This is a genomic window from Streptomyces sp. NBC_00122, assembly GCF_045160845.1.
Classification (GTDB): Bacteria; Actinomycetota; Actinomycetes; order Streptomycetales; family Streptomycetaceae; genus Streptomyces.
Map to the genome: position 1 here is coordinate 5,969,135 of NZ_CP108191.1, position 22,795 is coordinate 5,991,929.

The window sequence follows — 22,795 nt, forward strand, 5'->3', positions numbered from 1 at the left end:
ACCGCCCGTACCGACCACCCTCCCCTGGAGCAGCCGTCATGCACGACGACCGCAGCGTCACCGAACACCGCCTCCGCCGGGTCCTCAAGGAGCGCATCAAGCCCGCCGTCCACTCCCGCCCGGTCCCGTTGACCGTCGAGCGCTGGGAGGCCCCGGGCGAACCCGTCCCCGTCGCCGAGGGCCTGGCGGCGACGTACGAGCCCTGCGCGATCGGCGACACGTGGGGCCCGGCCTGGGGCACCACCTGGTTCAAGGTCAGCGGCACCGTCCCGGCCGACTGGGCCGGCCGTACGGTGGAGGCCGTCCTCGACCTCGGCTTCGACCGGATGATGCCCGGCTTCCAGTGCGAGGGCCTGGTCCACCGGCCCGACGGCGGCGAGGTCAAAGCGCTGAACCCGTACAACGACTGGGTGCGCGTCGCCGACCGCGCCGCGGGCGGCGAGCGCGTCGAGTGGTACGTCGAGGCCGCCTCCAACCCGGTCCTGGTCGACCACTCGGCCACGTCCGAGGGCGACCGGCTGACCAGCGGCGACCAGCCCCTCTACCGGCTCGCCCGGATGGACCTCACCGTCTTCGAGACCGAGGTCTGGGAACTGGTCCAGGACCTCGAAGTCCTCTACGACCTCATGACGCAGCTCGACACCGCGGACGCCCGCCGGTACGAGATCCTGCGCGCCGTCGAGGCGGCACTGGACGCGGTGGACCTCGGCGACGTGGCCGGTACGGCGGCCTCCGCCCGGTCGTGCCTGGCGGGCGTGCTCGCCGCGCCCGCCCACGCCTCCGCGCACCGGATCAGCGCCGTCGGCCACGCCCACATCGACTCCGCGTGGCTGTGGCCGCTGCGCGAGACGGTGCGCAAGGTCTCGCGCACCTCGTCCAACATGGTCAACCTGATGGACGAGCACCCCGAGTTCGTCTTCGCCATGTCGCAGGCGCAGCAGCTCGACTGGATCAAGACGTACCGGCCCGAGCTCTTCGAACGGGTCAAGAAGAAGATCGCGGACGGGCAGTTCGTGCCGGTCGGCGGGATGTGGGTGGAGTCCGACACCAACATGGTCGGCGGCGAGGCCATGGCCCGCCAGTTCCTCTACGGGAAGAAGTTCTTCCTCGACGAGTTCGGCATCGAGACGCACAACGTCTGGCTCCCCGACTCCTTCGGCTACACCGCCGCGATGCCGCAGATCGTCAAGCTCTCCGGCTCCAAGTGGTTCCTGACCCAGAAGATCTGCTGGTCCCAGGTCAACAAGTTCCCGCACCACACCTTCTGGTGGGAGGGCATCGACGGCACCCGCGTCTTCACGCACTTCCCGCCCGTCGACACCTACAACTCCGACCTCGGCGGCGCCCAGCTGGCCCACGCCGCCCGCAACTACCGTGAGAAGGGCCGGGGTACGCGGTCGCTGACCCCGTTCGGCTGGGGTGACGGCGGCGGCGGCCCCACCCGCGAACACCTCGCCCGCGCCCAGCGCCAGCGGGACCTCGAAGGCTCCCCGCGGGTCGAGATCGAGCGGCCGGACGCCTTCTTCGAGAAGGCCCACGCCGAGTACCCGGACGCGCCCGTCTGGGCGGGCGAGCTCTACCTGGAGCTGCACCGCGGCACCTACACCTCCCAGGCCAAGACCAAGCAGGGCAACCGGCACAGCGAATCGCTGCTGCGGGAGGCCGAGCTGTGGGCCGCCACCGCCGCGGTGAAGGTGCCGGGGTACGGGTACCCGTACGAGGACCTGGAGCGGATCTGGAAGACAGTGCTGCTGCACCAGTTCCACGACATCCTGCCCGGCTCCTCCATCGCCTGGGTGCACCGCGAGGCGCGCGAGACGTACCGGGCACTGCGCGAGGAGCTCCAGGGCATCACCCTGGCCGCGCAGCAGGCACTCGCGGGGGAGGGCACGCAGGAACTGGTCTTCAACTGCGCCCCGCACACCCGGCGCGGCATCCCGGCCGGCGGCGCGGGCCACCCCGCCGAGGCGGGAGCGCCCGTCACCGTGGAGGAGCGGCACGGCGGCGGGCACGTCCTGGCCAACGGGCGGCTGCTGGTGGAGATCGACGGCCGCGGGCTGGTCGTCTCCGCCTACGACCTGGAGGCGCGCCGCGAGTCGGTCGCGCCCGGGGCCGCCGCGAACCTGCTCCAGATCCATCCCGACTTCCCGAACATGTGGGATGCCTGGGACGTCGACGCGTTCTACCGCAACAAGGTCACGGACCTCGTGGAGCTGGACGCGCTGGAGGTCGCCGGGAGCGGCCCCTCGTCCGTCACCGTCCGGGTCACCCGCTCCTTCGGCCGCTCGAAGGCGGTCCAGTCCCTCACGCTGCGGGCCGGAGCCAAGACGCTCGACATCGTCACGGACGTGGACTGGCACGAGACCGAGAAGTTCCTCAAGGCCGCCTTCCCGCTGGACGTGAAGGCCGAACGGACCGCCTCCGAAACCCAGTTCGGGCACGTCTACCGGCCCACCCACACCAACACCTCGTGGGAGGCGGCCAAGTTCGAGATCTGCGCCCACCGCTGGATCCACGCCGAGGAGCCCGGCTGGGGCGTCGCGCTGCTCAACGAATCCACGTACGGGCACGACGTGACCCGCGACGTGCGGGCCGACGGCGGGCAGACCACCACCATCCGGCTCTCGCTCCTGCGCGCTCCGCGCTACCCCGACCCGGAGACCGACCAGGGCTCCCACACGCTGCGGTTCGCGCTCGCGCCCGGCGCGGAGATCGGGGACGCGGTCCGCGAGGGCCACGCGCTGAACCTGCCCGAGCGCGTGGTGCCGGGCGCGGGCCCGGTCGCCCCGCTGGTGGCGGTGGACGACGACGCGGTGGTCGTCGAGGCGGTCAAGCTCGCCGAGGACCGCGGCGGCGACGTGATCGTCCGCCTCTACGAATCCCGGGGCGGCCGCGCCACGGCCACGCTCGCTGCGGACTTCCCGATCACGGCGGCCGTCGAGAGCGACCTCCTCGAACGCCCCCTGGAGGGCACGGCGGTGGGCTCTCCCGCACCGGACGGCACGGTCGCCCTGACCCTGCGTCCCTTCCAGATCCTCACGATCCGCCTGCGCCGCTGATGTCGCGGTAGGCGTGCCGCCGCCCGGCCCGCAGCGCGTCGCGCAGTGCGGCCAGGTGCTCGGTGTCCGCAGGGATCCGCAGCCGTTCCAACAGGGCCAGCGCGGGGGCCGGTTCGAGATCCCCGTACAGATCGTGGTGGCTCGCCAGCAGGGCCCGGAAGAGGGCCGGGTGCAGTACGGGGACCAGGGCCGCCGTCTCGTAGGCGGCGGCCTTGACCGGCCAGGGCACCGGGCCGGAGACCTCCAGCACCCGCCGGGCGCGGCGCACCAGCGGATCCCGGACGGGATCCGCCGGCAGCTGCCGTCCGGGCAGTCGGCCGATGTCGTCGCCGAGTACCTCGGCGAAGGCCGTCCCCGCGGTCCGGCGGTCCTCGAACCAGTCGAGCCACAGGCAGTCGCCGACGGCCGCGGACTCCGCTTGCGCCTCCAGCCGCCGCCGGAAGCCGTTCCACAGGACCGCGGCGGGGAGCGGTCCGTCCTCCCCGAGGTGGGACAGGTGGAGCTGGCCGGTCACCCGTGTGTCGCTGCCGAGCAGGTCCATCAGGCCGAAGGCGACCCGCAGCCGGTCGGCCAGGGGGAGCCGTTCGTCCCGGAACACCTGCCATCCCCAGTCATCGGCCATGTCGGCCGCCGTCCGCGGCGCGCCCGGGGAGTCGTGGTCGCTCCACAGGCCGGGACCGGTCTGCGTGATGCCGTCCTCGGCCAGCCAGCGGCGGGCGAGCTCGCCGTCGGCCCGGTCTTCGAGGAAGGCCGACACGGTTTCGGTGAACTCCCGCGGCGCCGCGGCGTGGACCAGGTGGCCGACCGGGATCGTCGCCATCCGGGCGTCGGGGAGCCGGCGGACCAGTTCGGCGATGCCTTCCTGCGGGACATGGCTGGTGGGGCCGCCCGCCACGACCAGGGTCGGGGCCGTGATCCGGCCGAGAAGCGCCGGCCAGGCGGGATCCGGCCGGTCCAGCTGGGCCCGTACCGCGAGGACCATGGCCCAGTCGAAGTCGAGTTCGCCGTCCGGCCGCACGGGCCGGACCGCCTCGCGCGGGAAGGGGGCCGGGACGTCCTCCAGGACGAGCCGGACCACCCGGTGCGGCTGCTCCTGCGCGGCCAGGTACGCCACGACGCCGCCCATCGAGTGCCCGGCCAGGTCCACCCGGTCGAGTCCGAGCGCGTCCAGGAAGGCCAGTACGTCGTCCCGCATCAGCTCCAGCGAGTACCGCGCCGTCCATTCGCTGCGCCCGTGCCCGCGCAGGTCCAGGGCGTACACCCGGCGCTCCCGCGCGAGTTCGTCGCGTACGGGAGCCCAGTGCCCGGCGTTCTCGCCGAGTGCGGGCAGCAGGACCAGGGGTTCGCCGTCCTCGGGCCCGGCCGCCTCGTACGCCAGCCGGACGCCGTTCGCCGTCAGGGTGTGGTGCTCCGTCATCCGGCAGACAGTACGGGCACGGTACGGGTCGCGGGGGCGCTGCGCCGGCACCGGCATGGACCGTACTCGCGCCGTTGCCGTATGTTCCTGCCTGCCCGCCCCCGTCGGCGGGTTTCTTCATGTCACCGTGCACCCATGGGGGGTCCCTCGTCATGTCCTTCGCCACCGGTTCGCTGCCTCCGCTCGGCGCGCCCCCGCTGCGCCCGCTCGTCCGCTCGCCGAAGGGCCTGGCCACGGCGCTGACCGTGCTGCTCGGCCTGTGCGCCGCGACCCGGCTGCTCGCCGTGGCCGCCGGGCTCAACCGGTACCTGGAGCTGGACGCGCTCGGGGCGGGCCCGTTGCTGGGCGCCGGGCCGGGCTGGGGGCCGTACTCGGGGTCGGTGAGCCTGGTCCTGCTGGCCATGGCCCCCACGGCCGTGGTGTTCATCGTCTGGTTCCACCGGGTCCGGGTGAACGCGGCGGTGTGGGCTCCCGGGACGTTCCGGCGGGGCGCCGGTTGGGCGATCGGGGTCTGGTTCATCCCCGCCGTCGGGTGGACCGTCCTGCCGTTCCTGATCGCCATGAAGGTGTGGGTGGCCAGTGCGTCGAGGCTGCCCGGCAGCGCCGCGTCGCCCGTGTCGGCCCTCCCCGTCACCGCCTGGGCCGGCGGGATCGGCGCGGCGATGGTGGTGTCGCTGTCCGGGAACCGGCTGGCGGCCGCCGCCACGACCGCGGACGGGATGGCCGGCGCCACGCTGGTGGCCATGGCCGCGGACCTGCTCTTCGCCGTCGCGGCGGGACTGGCCGTCGTCTTCGTGCGCCGTCTCTCGGCGATGCAGTCGGGGGCGTGAACTCCGCCACAGGTGGCGGCGGGCCGGGCCGCCGGGCCCGGTAATCCCGGGCCGGCAGGGCCTCACCCGGTTTTGCACCTAGTTGCAAAACCGGGCTCCCCTCGCTAGAACAGGGACATCACCCCCGCGCGAGGAGGCGCCCCCCATGTCCCAGAGCCGGTACCCGCACCTGCTGAGCCCCCTGGACCTCGGTTTCACCACCCTGCCGAACCGCGTGATCATGGGCTCGATGCACACCGGCCTCGAAGAGCACGAGGGCGGCTTCGAGCGCCTCGCCGCCTTCTACGCCGAGCGCGCCCGCGGCGGCGCCGGCCTGATCGTCACCGGCGGCATCGCGCCCAACGACGCCGGCCGGCCCTTCGAGGGCGGCTCCCGCCTCACCACCGAGGACGAGGCCGCCGAGCACCGGGTGATCACCGAGGCGGTGCACGCCGAGGGCGGGAAGATCGCGATGCAGATCCTCCACTTCGGCCGCTACGCCTACCACAAGGACCTGGTCGCCCCCAGCCCCCTCCAGGCCCCGATCAGCCCGTTCGTCCCGAACGAGCTCACCGACATCGAGGTCGAGCGGACGGTGGAGGACTTCGTCCGCGCCGCCCGCCTCGCCAAGCTCGCGGGCTACGACGGCGTCGAGATCATGGGCTCCGAGGGCTACCTGATCAACGAGTTCATCGCCGCCGCCACCAACAAGCGCACCGACCGCTGGGGCGGCGCGTACGAGAACCGCGTCCGCTTCCCGCTGGAGATCGTCCGCCGCACCCGCGCGGCCGTCGGCGAGGACTTCATCCTCATCTACCGCCTCTCCATGCTCGACCTGATCCCCGGCGGTTCCACCCTCGACGAGGTCGTCCACCTCGCCAAGGAGATCGAGGCGGCCGGCGCCACCATCATCAACACCGGCATCGGCTGGCACGAGGCCCGCATCCCCACCATCGCCACCTCCGTCCCGCGCGGCGCCTACACCTGGGTCACCAAGCGGCTGATGGGCGCGGTGAGCGTCCCCCTCGTCACCAGCAACCGCATCAACACCCCCGAGATCGCCGAGGAACTGCTCGCCGACGGGCGCGCCGACCTGGTCTCCCTGGCCCGCCCCTTCCTCGCCGACGCCGACTTCGTCGCCAAGGCCGCGGCCGGCCGCTCCGAGACCATCAACACCTGCATCGGCTGCAACCAGGCCTGCCTCGACCACACCTTCAGCGGCAAGATCACCAGCTGCCTGGTCAACCCGCGCGCCTGCCACGAGACCGAACTCGTCCTGTCGCCGACGCAGTTGAAGAAGCGCATCGCCGTCGTCGGCGCCGGCCCGGCCGGCCTCGCCTGCGCCGTCTCCGCGGCCGGGCGCGGCCACGCCGTCACCCTCTTCGAGGCCTCCGGCCACATCGGCGGCCAGCTCGACATCGCCCGCCGCATCCCGGGCAAGGAGGAGTTCGAGGAGACCATCCGCTACTACGGCACCCAGCTCGCCGCCCACGACATCGACGTCCGGCTGAACACCCGCGCCGACGTGGAGACGCTCCAGGGCTATGACGAGGTCGTCGTCGCCACCGGTGTCACCCCCCGCACCCCCGACATCGAGGGCGTCCACGGGGAGAACGTCGTCACCTACCTCGACGTGCTGCGCGACGGCGCCCCCGTCGGCGAGCGCGTCGCCGTCGTCGGCGCCGGCGGCATCGGCTTCGACGTCGCCGAGTTCCTCACCGACAGCGGCGAGGGCGCCTCCCAGGACCCCGAGGTGTACTTCCGCCACTGGGGCGTGGACACCACGTACACCGGGCCCGGCGGGCTCGCCAAGCCCGAGCGCCCCGCTCCGCCGCGCCAGGTCCACCTGCTCCAGCGCAAGACCACCAAGGTCGGCGCCGGTCTCGGCACCACCACCGGTTGGATCCACCGCGCGGAGCTCAAGCACCGCGGGGTCGTCTCCGTCGCGGGGGCGACGTACGACCGGATCGACGACGAGGGCCTGCACATCACCGTCGGCGGCGAGCAGCGCCTCGTGCCCGCCGACACGGTGGTCCTGTGCACCGGCCAGGAGCCGCGCCGCGACCTGTACGAGGCGCTGCTCGCGGCCGGCACCCGGGCGCACCTGATCGGCGGCGCCGACGTCGCCGCCGAACTCGACGCCAAGCGGGCCATCCGCCAGGGCACCGAGCTGGCCGCCACTCTCTGACATCCGCCCGCCGAAGGGGATTGTGGCGGTCCGGCCGGGCCGCCACAATCTCCCGGGTGACGTTCTCCCCCGCAGACGCGGACAAGGTCCTCGCCGACAACTTCGCCCCCTGGGTGCTCGCCCTCGGCCTCACCGTCCAGGAGACCGGCGACCGGCACGCCGTCCTGCGGCTGCCGTGGTCCGACACCCTGGCCCGGGACGGCGGCGGCCTCTCCGGGCAGGCCCTGATGGCGGCCGCCGACACCGCCACCGTCATCGCGATCTCCGCCGCGCGCGGGGCGTACGGGCCGATGACCACCGTTCAGCAGTCGACGAGCTTCCAGCGGCCGGTCACCGGTGCCGACGTGCTGATCCACGTACGGGTCACCAAGCTCGGCCGGAGGATGGCCTTCGCCGACGTCACCATGACCCCCGAGGGCGCCGCCGAGCCGTCCGCCACGGCCTCCACCGTGTACGCCCTGCTCGGCTGAGCCCCTCAGCCGCGGGCAGCGACCGGCAGCCGGACCACCAGCCGGGCCCCTCGCGCCGACTCCTCGGCGGTGAGGGTGCCGCCGTGGTGGGCGGTCAGGTCCCGGGCGATGGCGAGACCGAGGCCCGCTCCGCCGTGGTCGCGGCTGCGGGCGTCGTCGAGCCGGGTGAAACGCTCGAAGACGCGCTCCCGGTCACCGGGCGGGATGCCGGGCCCGTCGTCGACGACCTCCAGCACGGCGGTCCGTCCGTGCGGTCCGCCGGTGGTGCGCAGCACCACCTCCACCCGCCCGGCGGCGTAGCGCTGGGCGTTGTCGAGCAGATTGGTGACGACCCGGGCCAGCCACAGCTCGGTGCCCGTCACCTCGACGCCGGACGCCAGGTCGGCGAGCACGGGAACGCGGTCCCCCAGGCGTGACTCCACCGCGCCGCGGACCACGTCGCCCAGGTCCAGCCGGACCGCCAGGGCGGGCTGGGCGGCGTCGATGCGGGCGAGCAGCAGGAGGTCGGAGGCGAGCTGCTGAAGCCGCTCGATGTCCTCCAGCGCTCCGCTGATCAGCTCCGGCCACAGCTCGGGGTCCCGGACCGCGAGGGCCACCTCCAGCTGCGTGCGCAGCACCGTGATCGGGCTGCGCAGTTCGTGGGAGGCGTCGGCGATGAACTCGCGCTGGCGGTTCCCGGCGGACTCCAGCCGGTCCAGGGTGGTGTTCATGGTCTGTGCGAGCCGGGCGACCTCGTCACGGGTGGGCGGTACGGGGACCCGGCGGTGCAGGTCCCGGTCGGTGATCTCGGCGACCTCGGCGCGGATCGCCTCGACCGGACCGAGCGCCCGGCCGGTGACCCGCCAGGTGACGAGGGCGACGGTGGCGAGCAGCAACGGGCCACCGACCGCCAGGGCGGCGGTGGTGGTGTCGTCGGCGGCGTCCACGTCGCGCAGGGAGGTCCCCACGAAGACGGTGACCATGCCCTGCGGGGTGTCGGTGGTGACCTGGACGACGCGCTGGCGGTGCTCGCCGCCGAGCGTGCCGATCCGCCAGGTGTGGAATGCCGTGCCGGGCCGCATCGGTTTGACGGGGGCGATGGAGGGGGCCGCGGCCAGGTTCGGGGTCGCGCGCAGCACCCGGCCGCGGGCGTTCACCACCTGGACGAAGTCGGCGCCGTGCAGCGGCGGCCGCATCCGTTCGAGATCTCCGGCGGCCGCGAGCTGGGCGACCGTCTCGGCCTGCCGCTCCGCGTCGCGCTCGGCATTGCGGAGCAGTTCGGCCTCCAGCAGCCCGAGCAGGGCGAAGGAGGCCAGGGCCAGGGCAGCGGCGACGACCACCACGGCGCCCACGGTGGCGCGGGCGCGGACGGTCGTGGGCCACAGCCGCCGCAGCGGCGGCCACCGCAGGCCGTCGTGCGGAAGTCGCCGACGGGCCGGGCGGGGGAGCGCGGTATCAGCCACCGTCGGCCGCCAGTCGGTAGCCGGCACCGCGTACGGTCTCCAGGGCGGTGCGGCCGAACGGCGTGTCGATCTTGCGGCGTACGGCGCTGACGTGGACCTCGACCACGTTCGGATCCCCGGCGAAGGCGCTGTCCCACACCTGCTCCAGGATCTCCCGCTTGGGTATCACCTCGCCCGGGCGCCGGGCCAGGTACTCCAGGACCGCGAACTCCCGCGCGGTCAGCCGTATCTCGGTGTCGCCGCGGGCACAGGAGTGCCGGGCGGGGTCGAGCGTCAGGTCGCCGAACCGCATGGTCTGGGGGCCCCGTCGGCCCGTACGCCGCCCCAGGGCGCGCAGCCGGGCGACCAGGACGAGGTAGGAGAAGGGCTTGGACAGGAAGTCGTCGGCGCCGGTGTCCAGCGCCTCGGCCTCGTCGTACTCGCCGTCCTTGGCCGTGAGCATCAGGATCCCCGACTCGTTGCCGGCGGCGCGCAGCCGCGCGCACACCCGGTAGCCGTTCAGGCCCGGCAGCATGATGTCGAGCACGATCAGGTCGTAGTCGTGCTCGGTGGCCATCCACAGCCCTTGCAGCCCGTCGTGGGCCACGTCCACCGAGAACCCCTCGGATTGAAGTCCCCGCTGCAGGGCCACGGCCAGTCGCCGTTCGTCCTCCACCACCAGTACGCGCATGCGGACAGGGTCTCAGGCCCGGTCGGCGGCCGGCTGAAGAGGTCTTCAGCTGGCTTCAGGTGGGCTTCAGCATCCGCTCGGCATGCTCGGGAACGATCCGGGTGTGGTGCCCGGTTGTGCATGAGGAGTGCCGGTATGTCTGAGTCCGTCCCGCCGTCCGAGCAGCCCGAGAACGCCCCGGAACCCGGAGTTCGCAAGCGCGTGCCCCTGGGTCGCCTGGTGCCCAGGAGCAACGGCGCCCGCTGGGTGGCCCTGGGCGCGGCCGTGGTCATCGTCGGCGGCGGAGCGGCGGCCGTGGCCGTGGCCGGGCACCACGACGGCCGGGCGAGGGCGTACGAGGGCCCGCACACGGCCTGGGCCGGGCCCGGTCACGAGGGCGAGGGCAAGCGTGGACCCGGGGACGCCCGCGAGAAGCGTGAGCGGATGCGCCTCGAACTGAAGGGGATGGGCCCGCAGGGGCCCGGCGCTCTCAAGGGGCACGGTCCGGGGGGCGGCCCCGGCGGCCCCGGTGCCCACGCGAAGGCGGCGCCGCTGCCGCTGCCGTCGCTGGCCATCGGCCAGGCCGCCGAGAAGGCGGCCGCCGCGGTGGAGGGCGGCAAGGTCGAGAGCCTGCGGGCGGTCGCCCAGGAGGGCGGCGGCAGCGCGTGGCGAGCGGTGGTCATCGGACCGGACGGAGTCCGGCACGCGGTGACCGTTTCCGGCACCGACGGCACCGTCACGGGCAACACCGTCCTCACCGGCCACGGCCGGTAGGGGAGCGCCGCCGGAGAGCCGGCGGAAAAACCGCGAGACACACCGGGGCGGCGTCGCATAGCGTCCCGGTGTCGACGTCCTTGCCGTCGCACAGCACACACGCGAAGTGCGGAACGGGAGTTCGTCCGGATTGACTGATCAAACCCTCGCACGCGAACAGCCCGCGCTGGGACGGAACAGGGACTTCAACGTCTTCTGGCTCGGCCAGGCCCTGTCCGTCCTCGGCGGCTCCATCTCGCTGCTCGCGCTCCCGCTGCTCGTCCTCGAAGCCACCGGGTCCGTCGTGCAGCTGGGCCTGATCACCGTCGTCGCCGGGGCCACCGCCATCGGCACGGGGCTGTTCGCCGGATACGTGGTCGACCGGGTGGACCGCCGTCGGCTGATGATCGTCTGCGATCTGACGCGGGCAGTGCTGCTCGGCGCGGTGCCGGTCGTGTGGTGGGCCGGCGGGCCGCGGATCTGGCTGCTGTACGTCATGACCGCACTGGCCACCGTACTGAAGACGCTGTTCGACGTGGCCTACGTGACGGCCGTGCCGAACCTGGTCCGGAGACAGGACCTCATCGCCGCCAACGGACGGCTGATGGGCACCTTCGCCATCGGGACCCTCCTCGGACCGGTGGCGGCCGGGTTCATCACGGCCGCGGTGGGCGCGGACTGGGCACTGGGCGTGGACGGGGCGACCTTCCTCGTCTCCGCGGCCAGCCTGGGCTGGGTGAGGTTCCGGCGGCCCGCCGACAGCGGCGCGGACCCGGCGGAGCCGCGGACGGGCACGCTGCGCGACGTGTTCCTCGTGGGCTTCCGCTTCCTGTGGACGCATCCGCTGCTGCGCCCGCTCACCGTGCTGCTCACCCTGCTGACCTTCGTCACCATGGGCGCCGTCGACCTGCTGATCTACCACGTCCGGAGCGACCTGGACCGGGACGCCGCCACCCTCGGCTACGTGATCGCCGTAAGCGGGGTCGGCGTGGTCGCCGGGGCCCTCGGCGCCGCGAGGCTGCGCCGGCTCCTCGGCTTCGGGCCCTGCTGGCTCGCATCCGTCACGTTGATCGGCATCGCGGTGGCGGGGATGGGAGTCAGCCGCAGTGTGCCGGTGATCGCCGTGCTCGCCGCCGTGTTCATGTTCGGGATGACCCTGGGCGGGGTGACCAGCATGACCCTGCGCCAGGAGGTGACCCCCGGCCACCTGCTCGGCCGGGTCACCTCCGCCTTCTGGACGGTGCACAACGCCTCGGGACCGGTGGGCGCGGCCGTGCTCACGGCGCTGGCCGACGGCCACGGGGTTCCGGCGGTCAGCCTGGCCGGCGGAGCGTTCTGCCTGCTGATCCTCGGCGCCGGGCTGCTGACGCCGCTGCGCACCGCCCGCGACGGCGCCGCCGGTGCGGTGCCACCGGCCACCTGGAAGCCGGACGTGAGGTGCGACCCGGAAGAGCGTCTGGGATCGTGAAGGACAGGCCGTCGCAGCGAGGAGCGGATATGTCCGGACAGTTCGAGGCGAGCGTCGAGATCGACCGGCCGGTCGAGGAGGTCTTCGCCTACCTCGCCGACGGGCGCCACGACCCCGAGTTCAGCCCGCGCGTCCAGGAGATCGCCAAGACCCCCGACGGCCCCACCGCGCTCGGCACGGTCTTCCGCAGCACCGTCAAGGACGCCGGGATGAAGACCGGCCGCGAGTTCCGCATCGTCGGCTTCGACCCGCCGCACCGGATCCGCTGGTCGGAGCAGAGCCGCAACCTGGTCACCGCGGAGGGCGGCTACGATCTCGAAGCCCTCCCCGGCGGGCGCACCCGGGTCCGTATCTTCAACACCCTCGAAGGCCACGGCTTCGGCAGACTGCTCGTCGGCTTCGCGGCGAGCGCGGCCCGCAAGGACGCCCCCGCCTTCGGTCGCCGCATCAAGGCGGCGGCGGAGGCGTCCCTCAGGCGATAGGGATCAGAACCGTGCCGGGCCGACCGGGAACGGCAGCGGCTTCGGCGGGGTCGGGGACACCCGCTGCCCGGCAGCGGCCGGCGGGTTCTGGCAGGTCACGTCCTCGGCGGGCAGCCGGCCGGTGGTGAGGTAGGTGTTGACGGGCTCGTTGGCGCAGGAGTTCGGGTCGGCGAGGTACACGCCGTGCCCCTCGCCGCCCATCGCCAGAACCATCCGCGAGCCCTTCAGCGCCCGGTGCAGACCCTGGCCGCTGGCGAGCGGGGTCTGCGAGTCCCACTCGTTCTGCACCGTCAGCACGTTCGCCTGCTTCTTCATCGGCGTGGCCGCCTCGGCCGGCCGGTCCCAGAAGGCGCACGGCTTGATGTTCGACGCGAAGTCCCCGTACAGGGGGTACTTCACCTTGTCCTTCGCCGCGTCCCGCTCGTACTGCTCGGTGTAGCGGGGCCAGCTGCCGGTGTCCCCGCACGCCACGGCCCAGAAGACGGCGGTGCCGTTGTCCGAGGCGGGTTCGGCCGCAGGGCCTGCCGGAAGCAGCCGCTTCAGCTCTGCCGTGTCCGAGCCCGCGGGCTGCGGCTTGCCCTCGGCCGCGGCCTTGAGGGCCACGACCAGGGGAGTGGCCTGCGCCGGGTAGAAGAACACCGCGCGCGCGGTACGGATGACGTCTCCGGTGACCTTCTGCCCGTCGAAGTCGATCGGCTCCCGGTCGGCGCGCGCCACCAGCGCCCAGAAGGTGTCGGACACCGCCTTCGGGGTGTCGCCGAGCCCGTACTGGGCCGACCGCTCGGCCGCCCAGCCCGTCCACCGCGCGTAGGCGGGCTCGGCCTCGGTCGCCCAGATCTGGAGCATGCCGCGCCAGATCCGCTGCGGGTCGACGCCGCTGTCCAGCACGAAGCGGTCGGTCCGCTCCGGGAACATCTGCGAGTACACCGCGCCGAGGTAGGTCCCGTAGGAGTAGCCCAGGTACGAGAGCTTGCGCTCGCCCAGCACCGCACGGATCGCGTCCATGTCGCGCGCCGTGTTGCGGGTGGTGATGTACGGGAGCACGTCCCCGGCCTTCTCGCGGCACTTGTCCGCGACCGTACGCGCCCACGTCACGTCGGAGGAGAAGGTCTCGGGCCGGTACGGCCGGTTGAAGTCCTGCTCGGTGTCGGTCAGTCCGCAGGTGATCGGACTGCTGGCGCCGACGCCGCGCGGATCGAAGCCGATGAGGTCGTACTGGTCGCGTACGTCCTTGGGCATCGACTCGGCCGCCATCAGTGGCAGATCGAGTCCGGAGCCGCCCGGGCCGCCGGGGTTGAGGAGCATCACGCCGTGCCGCTGGGCGGGGTTCTCGCTCTTGATCCGGGATATCGCGAGGTCGACCGTGCGGCCTTGGGGGCGCTTGTAGTCGAGCGGGACCTTCAGGGTGGCGCATTCGTACGAGGCCGGCTGGCTGTCGGCGCAACGGTGCCAGGCGGGCTTCTGCTTGAGGTACTCCGCCTCCGGGGCTGCGGAGGCCTGGGTGGCGGCCAGCAGCGGCACGGTGGTGGCGATGAGACCGGCGGTGGCGAGCATCGGTGCGAGGCGTTTCAGGCGCACGGTGGCCGTCCTTGCGTTCGGTGAAGTCGCTTACCCGCTCACCCTGTTGCATGCGGAGGCGGGGCGAGTCATCCCGAAGGGTCGGCCCTTGTGCTCCTCACGAATGAGCTGATATCCGGACAACTGGCCGACACGCCGGGCTCGTTGCGCGCCCGGCGCACCTGGTCACTCGTGGCCGGTGTGCGCGGCGCCGGCTTCCACGGTGCCCCCGATGTGGCCGCGCAGGGCCGCCAGGGCCTCCTCCGACGGGCCGGTGACCACCCAGCGGCTGCCCACCAGATAGGTGCCGCCGTACATCCGCGCCTCGTCCAGCCAGGAACGCTGCCCCTGTTCGGCGGCGAAGGTGGCCATGCGGTAGGCGCCCTGCCCGGTCTCGCAGCCGCCCTCGCGCAACTCGTCCGCCTGGATGTCGACGTGGGCGGTGCAGCCGACGGCCGCGGCTATCTCCTCGATCGACGAGGACGGCGCGGACTGCGCCCCGGTCTCCTTCTGGGGGGTGACGTGGGCGGCGCCGTGCGTGCCGTGTGCGCCCTGCGCCGCCGGGCTTCCGCCGCAGCCCCCGGTCAGCAGCACGGCGCACAGGGTGGCGCAGGCCGGCGCGAGCGCGCGGAGGACCCTGCGGTGCGTGCGGGCGGTGGACGGCAACATGCTTCTTCCTTACTGGCTCAACGGCTCAACGGTTCACGTGTGCACTTGGCCCACCGATTGATCGGGGCCGGCGTGGCGCCCGGGCGGGGGAGGCGCCCGGGCACCACGGGTCTTCGCGGGCCGGGGCTAGCTCGCCATCTTCGCCTTCTTTCCCTTGTCGGTCACGGCGAACCAGAGGCCCTGCTTGCCTTGTCCGAGAACATCGCCGGGCGCCTTGTCGCCGGTGAACGTATAAACCGGCCAGCAGTCGATCGTCAATTGTTCCGAACCATCGGGACGCTTTACCGAGCCGATCAGCTCGGCCGCAATTCCCGTTACCTTCGTCTTGTCGACGGGCTTGGCGGGCTTCCACGTGTCCAGGCAGGCATCGAGGCAACCGATTTTCATCGGCCAGGCGCTGTCCTTGTCGAATCGGTAAAGCGTCTGGCCCGCGCCGTCCGCGATGATGTCGCCGAGCATGACGTTCTTCGTGATGGACAGTTCGGAGCTCTGCGCCTGCGCCTGCGCCGGTGCCTTCTTTGCGGCCGCGGCCGGCTTCCCGTCGGCCCCCAGCGCGTGCCAGGTGCCGCCGACGCCCTCACCGAGCGTGTCGCCCGCCTTGGTGTCCTTCGCGTAGCGGTACACCGGCCAGCCCGCGAGGGTCAGCTGCCGGGTGCCGTCGGCGCGTTCGACCGAGCCGAGCAGGCCCGCTTCGATCCCCGCGCCCGCTGTCGCGTCGTCCGCCGCCACGGCCGGCCACGCCTTGGCGCAGTCCCCCTCGCAGTTGGACTTCGGGGGCTTCGGCGTGTCCTTGTCGAACCGGTAGAGCGTGAAGCCCTCACCGTCGGTGACCGCGCTGCCCACGTTCCCGACCTCCGCCACCTTCAGCTGCCCGGCCGGGCTGTTCTTTCCGGCTTCGCCCGCCGGATTGGCGCCGGAGCCGCTCCCGTACCCCGAATCCGCTCCGGAACCGGCATCCGCTCCGTACGAGCCGTCGGCGCCGTAAGCGGACCCGATCTTCTTGCTGTCGCCCACCGGCTGTACCGAATTTCCCTGCCCCTGAGGCTTCTCGGCGAGGCCGCATCCGGCCGTGAGCAGCAGTACCGCGACCGCCGACCCGGCGAATATCTCACGACGCATTCTCTTCACGATCTCTCCTTCAGGTTCGGTCCCGCGTTTCCGTGCGTCCCTGGGTAATTGATACGGGGCCCGGGACGGTCGAAACGGATATCCCTTGGAATTTGTCAGATCGCGCCAACATTGAACCCGCGAGCGATCCGCATTCGTGCACCCCTCATTCCTGGATGCGCATGGCGAGGGCCGGGCAGCGCCGCACCGCGCGCAGGGCCTTCGGCCGCAGCCGGGCCGGCACCGGCATGGACGCCTTCGCCGGGTAACCGTCCGCGTCGAGCTGTACGACCTCGGGAAGGACGTCCACGCACAGGCCGTGCCCCTTGCACAGGGTCCAGTCCACGATCAGCCGCTCCGGACTCTCGTCCCGCACCCGCTCCGGACTCTCCTCCCGCGGCACCGGGAGCGCGCCCAACACCCGTCGGCCGCACCCCGAGCCGAAGGCATGGTCCTGGAACTCGTCGGGGAAGGCGGCGAGTGCAGAGGACACGAAGTGCGAGGTGCCGTCGGGATGGCTGCACGCACCCCGCTTCCGGACGGCCATGAGCCGCGCCTCCACCGCCTCCAGGGCGGCGCCGCCGCCTCCCCGGACGGCGTCGTCCAGTACGTCGGCGAGCCCGGGCAGCCCGCGTACGCACGGCCCGCACTGGCCCGCCGTCTCGTCCGCCATCCACCGGGTCACCCGCGCCACTTCGCCGGCCGGGCAGGTGTCCTCGGGCAGCGGCAGTACCGCCCCCGCCCCCAGCACCGCGCCGAAGGACGCCAGGGACTGCCGGGACAGCTGCGCGGAGCGCGCGGACACCGGGTCCAGCCATCTGCCGTGGTAGCCGCCGACCAGGACGCCCTGGCCGGGATCGAGATTGCACAGCTCCAGGACGTACGGCAAGGATGTGCCGGTCGGCGCTTCGACCACCGTGGATCCGGCGACGGTCAGCAGCACGGTGCCCGGCTCGGTCAGCAGGCCGGTCGCACAGTACTCCCGTGCGCCCAGCCGTGCGGCCAGGCCGAGTTGGGCGTAGGTCTCGGTGTTCGACAGCAGGGTGGGCACGCCACCCAGGCCTCTCTCGCTGGTCCGAACCTTTTGTCCGGACGGCAGCGTGGCACCGCCGTTGAGTCCGTTGACCATGGCGGTCCCCTCCCCGGTCACGAAGCGCTCGGGAAGTCGTGCCACTCGCACCCGGCGGCCGGCCGGACCGCGTTCGGAGACGGCGGCGCGTACCGACTGCTCCACGTCCCCCCGGGTGACGGCCACCACGATGTCCTCCGCGCCGAGCGCGGCGGCGGCCAGCAGGGCTCCGTCGAGCACCAGGTGCGGGGCGTGCAGCAATAGCGCCTTGTCCTTGAGGCAACTCGGCTCGCCCTCACTGCCGTTGACCACGACCGCGGTGGGCGTGTCGCGCCCCCGGGCCGACCGGGTGACCGCCTGCAGTTTCCGCGCGAACGGAAAGCCCGCTCCGCCGCGGCCCCGCAGGTCGATGTCCTCCGCGAGGGCGATGAGGTCGTCCGGGCGGTACCGGGGCAGCGTGCCGTGCGTGGCCAGATGGGCCGAGCGGTCGAGCCGCGGGAGCTGGTCGAGTCCGGCCAGCAGTCTGGGGGCGCCCACACAGCCGAGGCTGGGGCGCGGCCAGCCGGTCACAGCCACCGCTCCGCGCCGGCGGGCTGCTCACCGTACAACTGCCGCCCCCCTCCGGCCCTCCCGGGTGTGGACGCCGTGGCGTACGCCCGGGAGGGGGAGGAAGGCCGGGACAGCGGGGCGGGCCCGGTGGACGCGAGCGGACGCGCCTCGCGCACCGTGGCCGCACGCGGGCCCGGTCGCGGACGCACGCGCGGGCCCGGCGCGGCGGCCGGACTGGAAGGCTCCCCGCTCGCCCTCGACTTGACGCGGAGCAGGAGGACGCCGGCGACACCGATCAGGCAGAGCCCGTACGAGACCGTCACCCAGGTGCCGCCAGGGCGGCCCGACTTCAGCCCGTGCACGAGGGACGCGCCCCAGGCCGGATAGGCACCGAAGTGCAGGGCCCGCCACCACAGCGAGCGGGCCTTGGTCGCGAACACGCTGCGCACCGCGCCCGAGACGGCGACGGACACGAAGAGGTACCCGGCGAGCGTGCCGAATCCGATGAGGACGGGCTGTTCTTCATCCGCGAACGGCACCACCGCCGCGGCCGCCGATGCCTGCTGCTCGGCGACCTTGACCCAGATGTGCAGGGCAAGGAAGGACAGCCCGGCCACGGCCAGGCCGCGGTGGGCGCCTTGGGCGAGCAGCCGGTGGCCCGGCCCGAGTAGCGCCCGGTCGGTGGCCAGCAGTCCCCATAGGACGGTGGCGGTGAGCGAGACGAGCGAGAGTACGCCCGCCCCGAAGTCGAGGAAGTCCCATATATGGGACAGGGCGCCCGCACGGGCCACCACGATGAAGGAGACGACCGCCGCGGCGACGGCCGGGACCGTCGCCGGGGGCCGACTCCTGCGGCGCGCCCGGTGTGAGCGGCGTATGTGCGGCTGGGGCAGGGGCATCCAGATCTCCTGTGCGCCTGGGATCCGAGCACGTCACCTGGCGCTCGGCACCCGGGGGTTGTTGTCGGTCGCCCGGCAGCGCTGTGAATTCCTGCGCCGGCCGAGGAGCGTGGGGCCGGAGTGCAGAAGCATCGTGGAGCTACACGGCACCTCCACGGGATTTATCGAAACGTGATAATTTCTCGCAGCGCGTCTACAGCGCATCGAACAACCCCGGAAGATTCCCCTCCAGCGGAGGTTTCAACAGGCCACCGCACCGCCCGCCACCTACGCGTCCCCAACGGCAAAATTACGGTAAAGCCGCGGGACCGGAGGTGGCCGGACCCCTCCAGGAGGGAGTACGAGGACAGCAACTCTCTTGCTTGACAGTGCTGTTGGCGAGAGAGGCAACCTCGGCGGGCTTGTCGCGCAAGCACCGGACAAGCCTCACCCCGGCACGAACGAGGAAAACGATGTGCGAACTTCTGAACCGCATCTGGTCCCGCCCCCGAGGCGAGTGGACGCGCGTCCTGCGCAGGGAACTCCCCGCGCTGGCCGCCGAGATAGTGGAGGAGCTTCTGCATGGAATTCCGGGATTTTCCACCCTTACCGATGACAACGATGCCATCGACGACGAATTGCTCAGACAGTGCGTGGAAGAGGCCCTCCTCAGCGCTCTCGGCTACCGCGACGCGCGTAGCGGCAACTTGTGCAAGGAGCAGGAACAACACCGGCAGCAGGTAATGGACATGGAGCCGGAGCCCGACGAGAGCGTGTGCGCGGACGAAGTGCAGCACGAGCGCGCGGGCGAGCTCCGGGTCGAGGCCAGGCAACACGGCGGGCAGCAGGACGCCGGCCGGCACGACGAGAAACAAGGCGGGCACCACGATGAGCCGCAAGGCGGGCACCACACCGGGCACCACGGAGGGCTGCCCGGGCTGCCCCGGCAGCCCGGGCGCCGAGGCGGCGACCGGGCACGCCAGGACCTGTTCAAAGCCCTCACCGATGACCGGGCCCCCTCGGAGAGTTCCCTCACCGAGCTCGCGGAGGCGGCCAACTGGCCCCTCCCGGTGGCCGTACGGGCCATCGTGCCGGCCACGCCCGGCGAGGCCCAGCAGCTGGCGACCGTGCTCGACGACGCACTCGTCGGCATGTTCGCGGGCCGCCCGTGCCTGCTGGTCCCGAGCCCCGATCCCGACACCCGGGCCCCTCTCGAACTTTCGCTGCGCGGCCGCTTCACAGCCGTCGGGCACGCGGTCCCGCTCCGGGACACCGCGTCCTCGCTCCGCTGGGCGCTGCGCCTGCTCGCCCTGACACCCACCCGCGCCGGTCTGGACGCCCGCGCGATCTTCGTCGACGACCACCTCTCGACCCTGCTGCTGCTCCAGGACGAGCCCCTCGCCCACGCGCTGGCCGCCCGCTGGCTCCGGCCGCTGGCTGATCTGACCCCGCGCCAGAGCGAGCGGCTGGAGGTGACCCTGCTCGCCTGGCTGGAGGGCGGCGGCGCCCCCGAGGCGGCGAAGGCCCTGAGCGTGCATCCGCAGACCGTGCGCTACCGCATGCGGCAGCTGGAGAAGCTCTTCGGACCCGGTCTGCGTGACCCCCGTACCCGGTTCGAACTGGAGATGGCGCTCCGCAGCCGTCGCCTGATGGCCCAGGTGCGGCGTCAGGCCTCGCGGGTGGGACGACGCACGGCACGCGTGGTCACGGCGGACTTCAGGCCCGTGGTCGTCGGGCGGATGGCTCGCGTCAACGGTCTGTGAGCAACCACGGCAAACCGGCCCGGCCCCGTCCGCACGGGGGCCGGGCCGGCTGCATGTGCGCCGGGCCAGGTGTTCACATGGCGGCCGGCGCGGCGGAAACCGCACCGTGCATCGTGGAGTTGATGTCCATCAGTTCCTCGTACGCCTGGGCACAGGGCCCGCACGCCGCCAGATGACGGGCCAGGCCGCGGGGCTGCTGCGTGCGGCTGCGCCGGACCGCCGAGCCGAGCATGTGGCTGTAGTGATCGCACCGGGCGTCGGCCGCGGTGTCCAGATGGGCGAGGAGAAACGCCTCGCGCAGTCCTTCCCTGGCCCGGAACGCCAGCGAGGTCACCGCGCTGGGGCTGATGCCCAGCAGCGCGGCGACCTCGTGCGGCGAGTCCTCCTCGACGAGCGTGTGCCATAAGACGGCCTGCCAGCGTGCGGGCAGGGTGTGGAAGGACCGGGCGAGGAGCCTGCGGTCCTCGCCGGCCAGCAGCCGGCGCTGCGGGTCGCCGCCGGCGGCCGCCTGCTGGCACCAGGAGTCGAACTCCGCTGTCAGCAGAGTCCTTTCGGCACCGTCGCTCCACTGCATTGCCGTGTGCCGGACGACGGCCAGCAGGTAAGCGCGCCAGGGCCCCCGCGGCCCGGCGCCGGAGCGGACGGCCTGCAAGGTCCGCAGGAAGGCCTCCGAGACGAGGTCTTCGGCGTCCTGCGGGGTACGGCAGCAGGTGCGCGCGTACGCGAGGGCGGCCCGCCGGTGGCGCCGGTAGAGGAGATCGCACACGGCCGCGTCCGCGGCCCCCGAGCCGAATCCCCTCCTGAGCCGGCGGGTGAGTTCCCCGTCGGAGGGCGGCGGCTTGCCCTCGCCCGGATGGTGCGGACCGTCCGCGGATTCACGAGAGCCGGACGTGGAGCCGGAGATGGAGCCGGACATGGCACTCCTCGTGTTCAGGACCCGGCTGGGCACAAGTGTGCGGTGTTGGCCCGAAGTCGGCTTCGGGCCAACACCTGTCCCGGGCGTGGCGCGGGGCGCGAGAGGGAGGAGCGCCTCGTCCGGGAGCTGGGGAGGTGATCCGCGGCGTCAGCGGCAGGCGCGCCCGCTGTTGATGCAGTTCACCGCGTTGGCCATCAGCCCGTCCGGCATCACGTTGATGAAGTCGTTGTGGTCGGTCACCGGCTTGTGGAGCTGCTCGGGGAAGCTGTCCACGGCGAATCGGGCCCCCGGGGCGACCCCGTACGTGAGCCGCTGCACCAGCTGCGGAATGGCGGTGAAGCCCTTCGGGCAGCGGCCGGCCTTGTCCGGGAAGGCCACGTGGGTGCGGTGGTTGGCGCTGTCGGCGTTGCGGCCGTCCCAGCAGCTCTGGAAGGTGAAGGTGCGCACCACGTCGCTGCCCTTGGGGCAGACCGGGTACTTGTCCTTCAGCTGGCGGTTCTCGAAGCCGGTGCAGCTCCACGAGGCGTTGGCGTTCGCGTTGCCGTTGGCGAACGCCTTGGCGTCACCGGTGATGATCCGCAGGAAGCGGGGCATGGCCTTCACCTTGCCCACGGGACTGCCCTTGAAGGTGATGCTCACCTGCTTCGGGCGCAGGATCGTGCCGACGTTCGCGTCCTGTCCGCCGCCGGGTGCCTTCGCGTCCTTCTCCGCCTTGCCGTCGCGCAGCCGCAGCACCGGCCAGTAGTAGCTGGACAGGTCGCCGTTGCTGCAGGTGGTGCCCGACTTGGCGAGGCTGTCGTTGGTGGAGAAGGCATCGGTGGTCTTGTTGCCCACGTAGTCGTGCATGTGGTGGGCGCCGTTGGAGACGCCGGGGGCGACGATCACGTTGTCGGGGTTGGAGTGGCCGTTCTCGTTGCGTCCGCAGCTCGAACTGAACGACCCGGTCGAGGCCCCGGCGGCCGCACCGGGCGCGCGCACGTTCGGCCGGACCTTGGTGATGTCGGTGAAGTCGCTCCGCGCCGGGCCGCCCTTCCCGCCGATGGTCCGGGCGGCGGCGGCGCCCGCATCCGTGGAGGCGGCAGCCGGGGCGGCGGCCGGGTCCTCCTGGGCGGAGGCCTGCTTCATCTGGCACTCGCTCATGGACTTGAGCTCCTGCGGCGGGGCCGCGGAGCGGGCTATCGCGTCGGACACGCGGGTGATGGTTCCCTCGCGCTGCTTCTTCAGTTCCCCGAGGAGGGAGTTGCCCTGCGCCTCTCCGGCGGCGAGGCGTCGGTAGGCGTCGGCCACCTGCACGTCCAGCTGGGCGAGGTTCTCGTCGACCTCGGTCTTGGCCTGCTCGGGTACGGCGGTGAGTTTGTCACCCACGTCGGGGCAGTCGATGGTGGCGATCACCTGCGCCGCGCGGTCCCCGTTGCGGCTCCCGTCCTGGCCGGCGTTGGCGTTGCCGGCCACCACGGCGACCGCGCCGCCGCCCAGTACCAGGGCGGAGACCACGGCGAGGAGCTTGTTCGACAGCCGGGGGCGTTTATGGCCCTTTTCACTCATGCGAT

General features: G+C 72.5%; 18 protein-coding genes. 8 read left to right on the forward strand and 10 right to left on the reverse strand.

Features of this window, described 5'->3' with window-relative positions:
• Positions 1 to 38: 38 nt before the first annotated feature.
• A complete protein-coding gene (locus OG737_RS27360; protein ID WP_328928875.1) occupies positions 39 to 3,059 on the forward strand; it encodes a glycoside hydrolase family 38 C-terminal domain-containing protein in 3,021 nt (1,006 codons plus the stop codon).
• On the opposite strand, the gene OG737_RS27365 is transcribed toward OG737_RS27360, so the two are convergent.
• Positions 3,037 to 4,476, reverse strand: coding sequence for an alpha/beta fold hydrolase (locus OG737_RS27365; RefSeq protein WP_328928876.1), 1,440 nt, complete (start codon positions 4,474 to 4,476; stop codon positions 3,037 to 3,039). The two genes, OG737_RS27360 and OG737_RS27365, sit on opposite strands and share 23 nt — an antisense overlap.
• 152 nt (positions 4,477 to 4,628) lie before the next feature.
• Here OG737_RS27365 and OG737_RS27370 point away from each other — a divergent pair, with 152 nt between their 5' ends.
• From OG737_RS27370 to OG737_RS27380, 3 genes are all read left to right on the forward strand, one after another.
• On the forward strand, positions 4,629 to 5,306 hold the full coding sequence (locus tag OG737_RS27370; RefSeq protein WP_328928877.1) for a DUF4328 domain-containing protein: 678 nt from the start codon (positions 4,629 to 4,631) through the stop codon (positions 5,304 to 5,306).
• A gap of 145 nt (positions 5,307 to 5,451) precedes the next feature.
• Positions 5,452 to 7,473 carry an NADPH-dependent 2,4-dienoyl-CoA reductase gene (locus OG737_RS27375; protein WP_328928878.1) on the forward strand — a complete coding sequence of 674 codons (2,022 nt, stop codon included), beginning with the start codon at positions 5,452 to 5,454 and terminating at the stop codon, positions 7,471 to 7,473.
• 56 nt (positions 7,474 to 7,529) lie between these two features.
• Positions 7,530 to 7,943: a PaaI family thioesterase gene (locus OG737_RS27380; protein WP_328928879.1), complete on the forward strand. Its 414-nt coding sequence runs from the start codon at positions 7,530 to 7,532 to the stop codon at positions 7,941 to 7,943.
• A gap of 5 nt (positions 7,944 to 7,948) precedes the next feature.
• On the opposite strand, the gene OG737_RS27385 is transcribed toward OG737_RS27380, so the two are convergent.
• Complete coding sequence (locus OG737_RS27385) at positions 7,949 to 9,385, reverse strand: ATP-binding protein (protein ID WP_328928880.1); 1,437 nt, start codon at positions 9,383 to 9,385, stop codon at positions 7,949 to 7,951.
• A complete protein-coding gene (locus tag OG737_RS27390; protein WP_328928881.1) occupies positions 9,378 to 10,055 on the reverse strand; it encodes a response regulator transcription factor in 678 nt (225 codons plus the stop codon). The genes OG737_RS27385 and OG737_RS27390 overlap by 8 nt, the downstream gene beginning before the upstream one ends.
• A 135-nt stretch (positions 10,056 to 10,190) precedes the next feature.
• On the opposite strand from OG737_RS27390, the gene OG737_RS27395 reads away from it, so the two are divergent.
• The 3 genes from OG737_RS27395 (at position 10,191) to OG737_RS27405 (ending at position 12,737) form a co-directional block, all read left to right on the forward strand.
• Positions 10,191 to 10,808, forward strand: a complete 618-nt coding sequence (locus OG737_RS27395) for a hypothetical protein (protein WP_328928882.1) — start codon at positions 10,191 to 10,193, stop codon at positions 10,806 to 10,808.
• Positions 10,809 to 10,938: 130 nt separating this feature from the next.
• Positions 10,939 to 12,255 carry an MFS transporter gene (locus OG737_RS27400; RefSeq protein WP_328928883.1) on the forward strand — a complete coding sequence of 439 codons (1,317 nt, stop codon included), beginning with the start codon at positions 10,939 to 10,941 and terminating at the stop codon, positions 12,253 to 12,255.
• 29 nt (positions 12,256 to 12,284) lie between these two features.
• On the forward strand, positions 12,285 to 12,737 hold the full coding sequence (locus tag OG737_RS27405) for an SRPBCC family protein (RefSeq protein WP_328928884.1): 453 nt from the start codon (positions 12,285 to 12,287) through the stop codon (positions 12,735 to 12,737).
• A gap of 3 nt (positions 12,738 to 12,740) precedes the next feature.
• Here OG737_RS27405 and OG737_RS27410 read toward each other — a convergent pair whose 3' ends face one another.
• The 5 genes from OG737_RS27410 to OG737_RS27430 all read right to left on the reverse strand — a co-directional run bounded on the left by OG737_RS27410 (position 12,741) and on the right by OG737_RS27430 (position 18,587).
• Entirely contained in the window at positions 12,741 to 14,315 is a 1,575-nt protein-coding gene (locus OG737_RS27410) for an alpha/beta hydrolase (protein WP_328928885.1), read from the reverse strand.
• 165 nt (positions 14,316 to 14,480) lie between these two features.
• Complete coding sequence (locus OG737_RS27415; RefSeq protein WP_328928886.1) at positions 14,481 to 14,963, reverse strand: hypothetical protein; 483 nt, start codon at positions 14,961 to 14,963, stop codon at positions 14,481 to 14,483.
• Between the two features lie 126 nt (positions 14,964 to 15,089).
• Positions 15,090 to 16,082, reverse strand: coding sequence for an SCO0930 family lipoprotein (locus tag OG737_RS27420; protein WP_328930489.1), 993 nt, complete (start codon positions 16,080 to 16,082; stop codon positions 15,090 to 15,092).
• A 154-nt stretch (positions 16,083 to 16,236) separates the two neighbouring features.
• Positions 16,237 to 17,676 (reverse strand): NADH-ubiquinone oxidoreductase-F iron-sulfur binding region domain-containing protein, encoded by a 1,440-nt coding sequence (locus OG737_RS27425; RefSeq protein ID WP_328928887.1) that lies wholly within the window; start codon positions 17,674 to 17,676, stop codon positions 16,237 to 16,239.
• Between the two features lie 29 nt (positions 17,677 to 17,705).
• Positions 17,706 to 18,587 carry a hypothetical protein gene (locus OG737_RS27430; protein ID WP_328928888.1) on the reverse strand — a complete coding sequence of 294 codons (882 nt, stop codon included), beginning with the start codon at positions 18,585 to 18,587 and terminating at the stop codon, positions 17,706 to 17,708.
• Positions 18,588 to 19,039: 452 nt separating this feature from the next.
• Between OG737_RS27430 and OG737_RS27435 the strand changes: the two genes are divergently transcribed.
• Positions 19,040 to 20,329, forward strand: a complete 1,290-nt coding sequence (locus OG737_RS27435) for a helix-turn-helix domain-containing protein (RefSeq protein ID WP_328928889.1) — start codon at positions 19,040 to 19,042, stop codon at positions 20,327 to 20,329.
• Positions 20,330 to 20,402: 73 nt separating this feature from the next.
• Here OG737_RS27435 and OG737_RS27440 read toward each other — a convergent pair whose 3' ends face one another.
• Together OG737_RS27440 and OG737_RS27445 are read right to left on the reverse strand one after the other, a co-directional pair.
• Entirely contained in the window at positions 20,403 to 21,245 is an 843-nt protein-coding gene (locus tag OG737_RS27440) for a sigma-70 family RNA polymerase sigma factor (RefSeq protein WP_328928890.1), read from the reverse strand.
• A gap of 147 nt (positions 21,246 to 21,392) precedes the next feature.
• On the reverse strand, positions 21,393 to 22,790 hold the full coding sequence (locus OG737_RS27445) for a DUF1996 domain-containing protein (RefSeq protein WP_328928891.1): 1,398 nt from the start codon (positions 22,788 to 22,790) through the stop codon (positions 21,393 to 21,395).
• Between the last annotated feature and the right edge of the window lie 5 nt (positions 22,791 to 22,795).

Bases quoted from the DNA above. Each gene is read 5' to 3' on its own strand.
- OG737_RS27420 (WP_328930489.1), bottom strand. From the start codon at position 16,082: ATGCGTCGTGAGATATTCGCCGGGTCGGCGGTCGCGGTACTGCTGCTC.
- OG737_RS27430 (WP_328928888.1), bottom strand. From the start codon at position 18,587: ATGCCCCTGCCCCAGCCGCACATACGCCGCTCACACCGGGCGCGCCGC.
- OG737_RS27390 (WP_328928881.1), bottom strand. From the start codon at position 10,055: ATGCGCGTACTGGTGGTGGAGGACGAACGGCGACTGGCCGTGGCCCTG.
- OG737_RS27435 (WP_328928889.1), top strand. From the start codon at position 19,040: ATGTGCGAACTTCTGAACCGCATCTGGTCCCGCCCCCGAGGCGAGTGG.
- OG737_RS27440 (WP_328928890.1), bottom strand. From the start codon at position 21,245: ATGTCCGGCTCCATCTCCGGCTCCACGTCCGGCTCTCGTGAATCCGCG.
- OG737_RS27405 (WP_328928884.1), top strand. From the start codon at position 12,285: ATGTCCGGACAGTTCGAGGCGAGCGTCGAGATCGACCGGCCGGTCGAG.
- OG737_RS27375 (WP_328928878.1), top strand. From the start codon at position 5,452: ATGTCCCAGAGCCGGTACCCGCACCTGCTGAGCCCCCTGGACCTCGGT.
- OG737_RS27365 (WP_328928876.1), bottom strand. From the start codon at position 4,476: ATGACGGAGCACCACACCCTGACGGCGAACGGCGTCCGGCTGGCGTAC.
- OG737_RS27445 (WP_328928891.1), bottom strand. From the start codon at position 22,790: ATGAGTGAAAAGGGCCATAAACGCCCCCGGCTGTCGAACAAGCTCCTC.
- OG737_RS27360 (WP_328928875.1), top strand. From the start codon at position 39: ATGCACGACGACCGCAGCGTCACCGAACACCGCCTCCGCCGGGTCCTC.
- OG737_RS27370 (WP_328928877.1), top strand. From the start codon at position 4,629: ATGTCCTTCGCCACCGGTTCGCTGCCTCCGCTCGGCGCGCCCCCGCTG.
- OG737_RS27415 (WP_328928886.1), bottom strand. From the start codon at position 14,963: ATGTTGCCGTCCACCGCCCGCACGCACCGCAGGGTCCTCCGCGCGCTC.
- OG737_RS27395 (WP_328928882.1), top strand. From the start codon at position 10,191: ATGTCTGAGTCCGTCCCGCCGTCCGAGCAGCCCGAGAACGCCCCGGAA.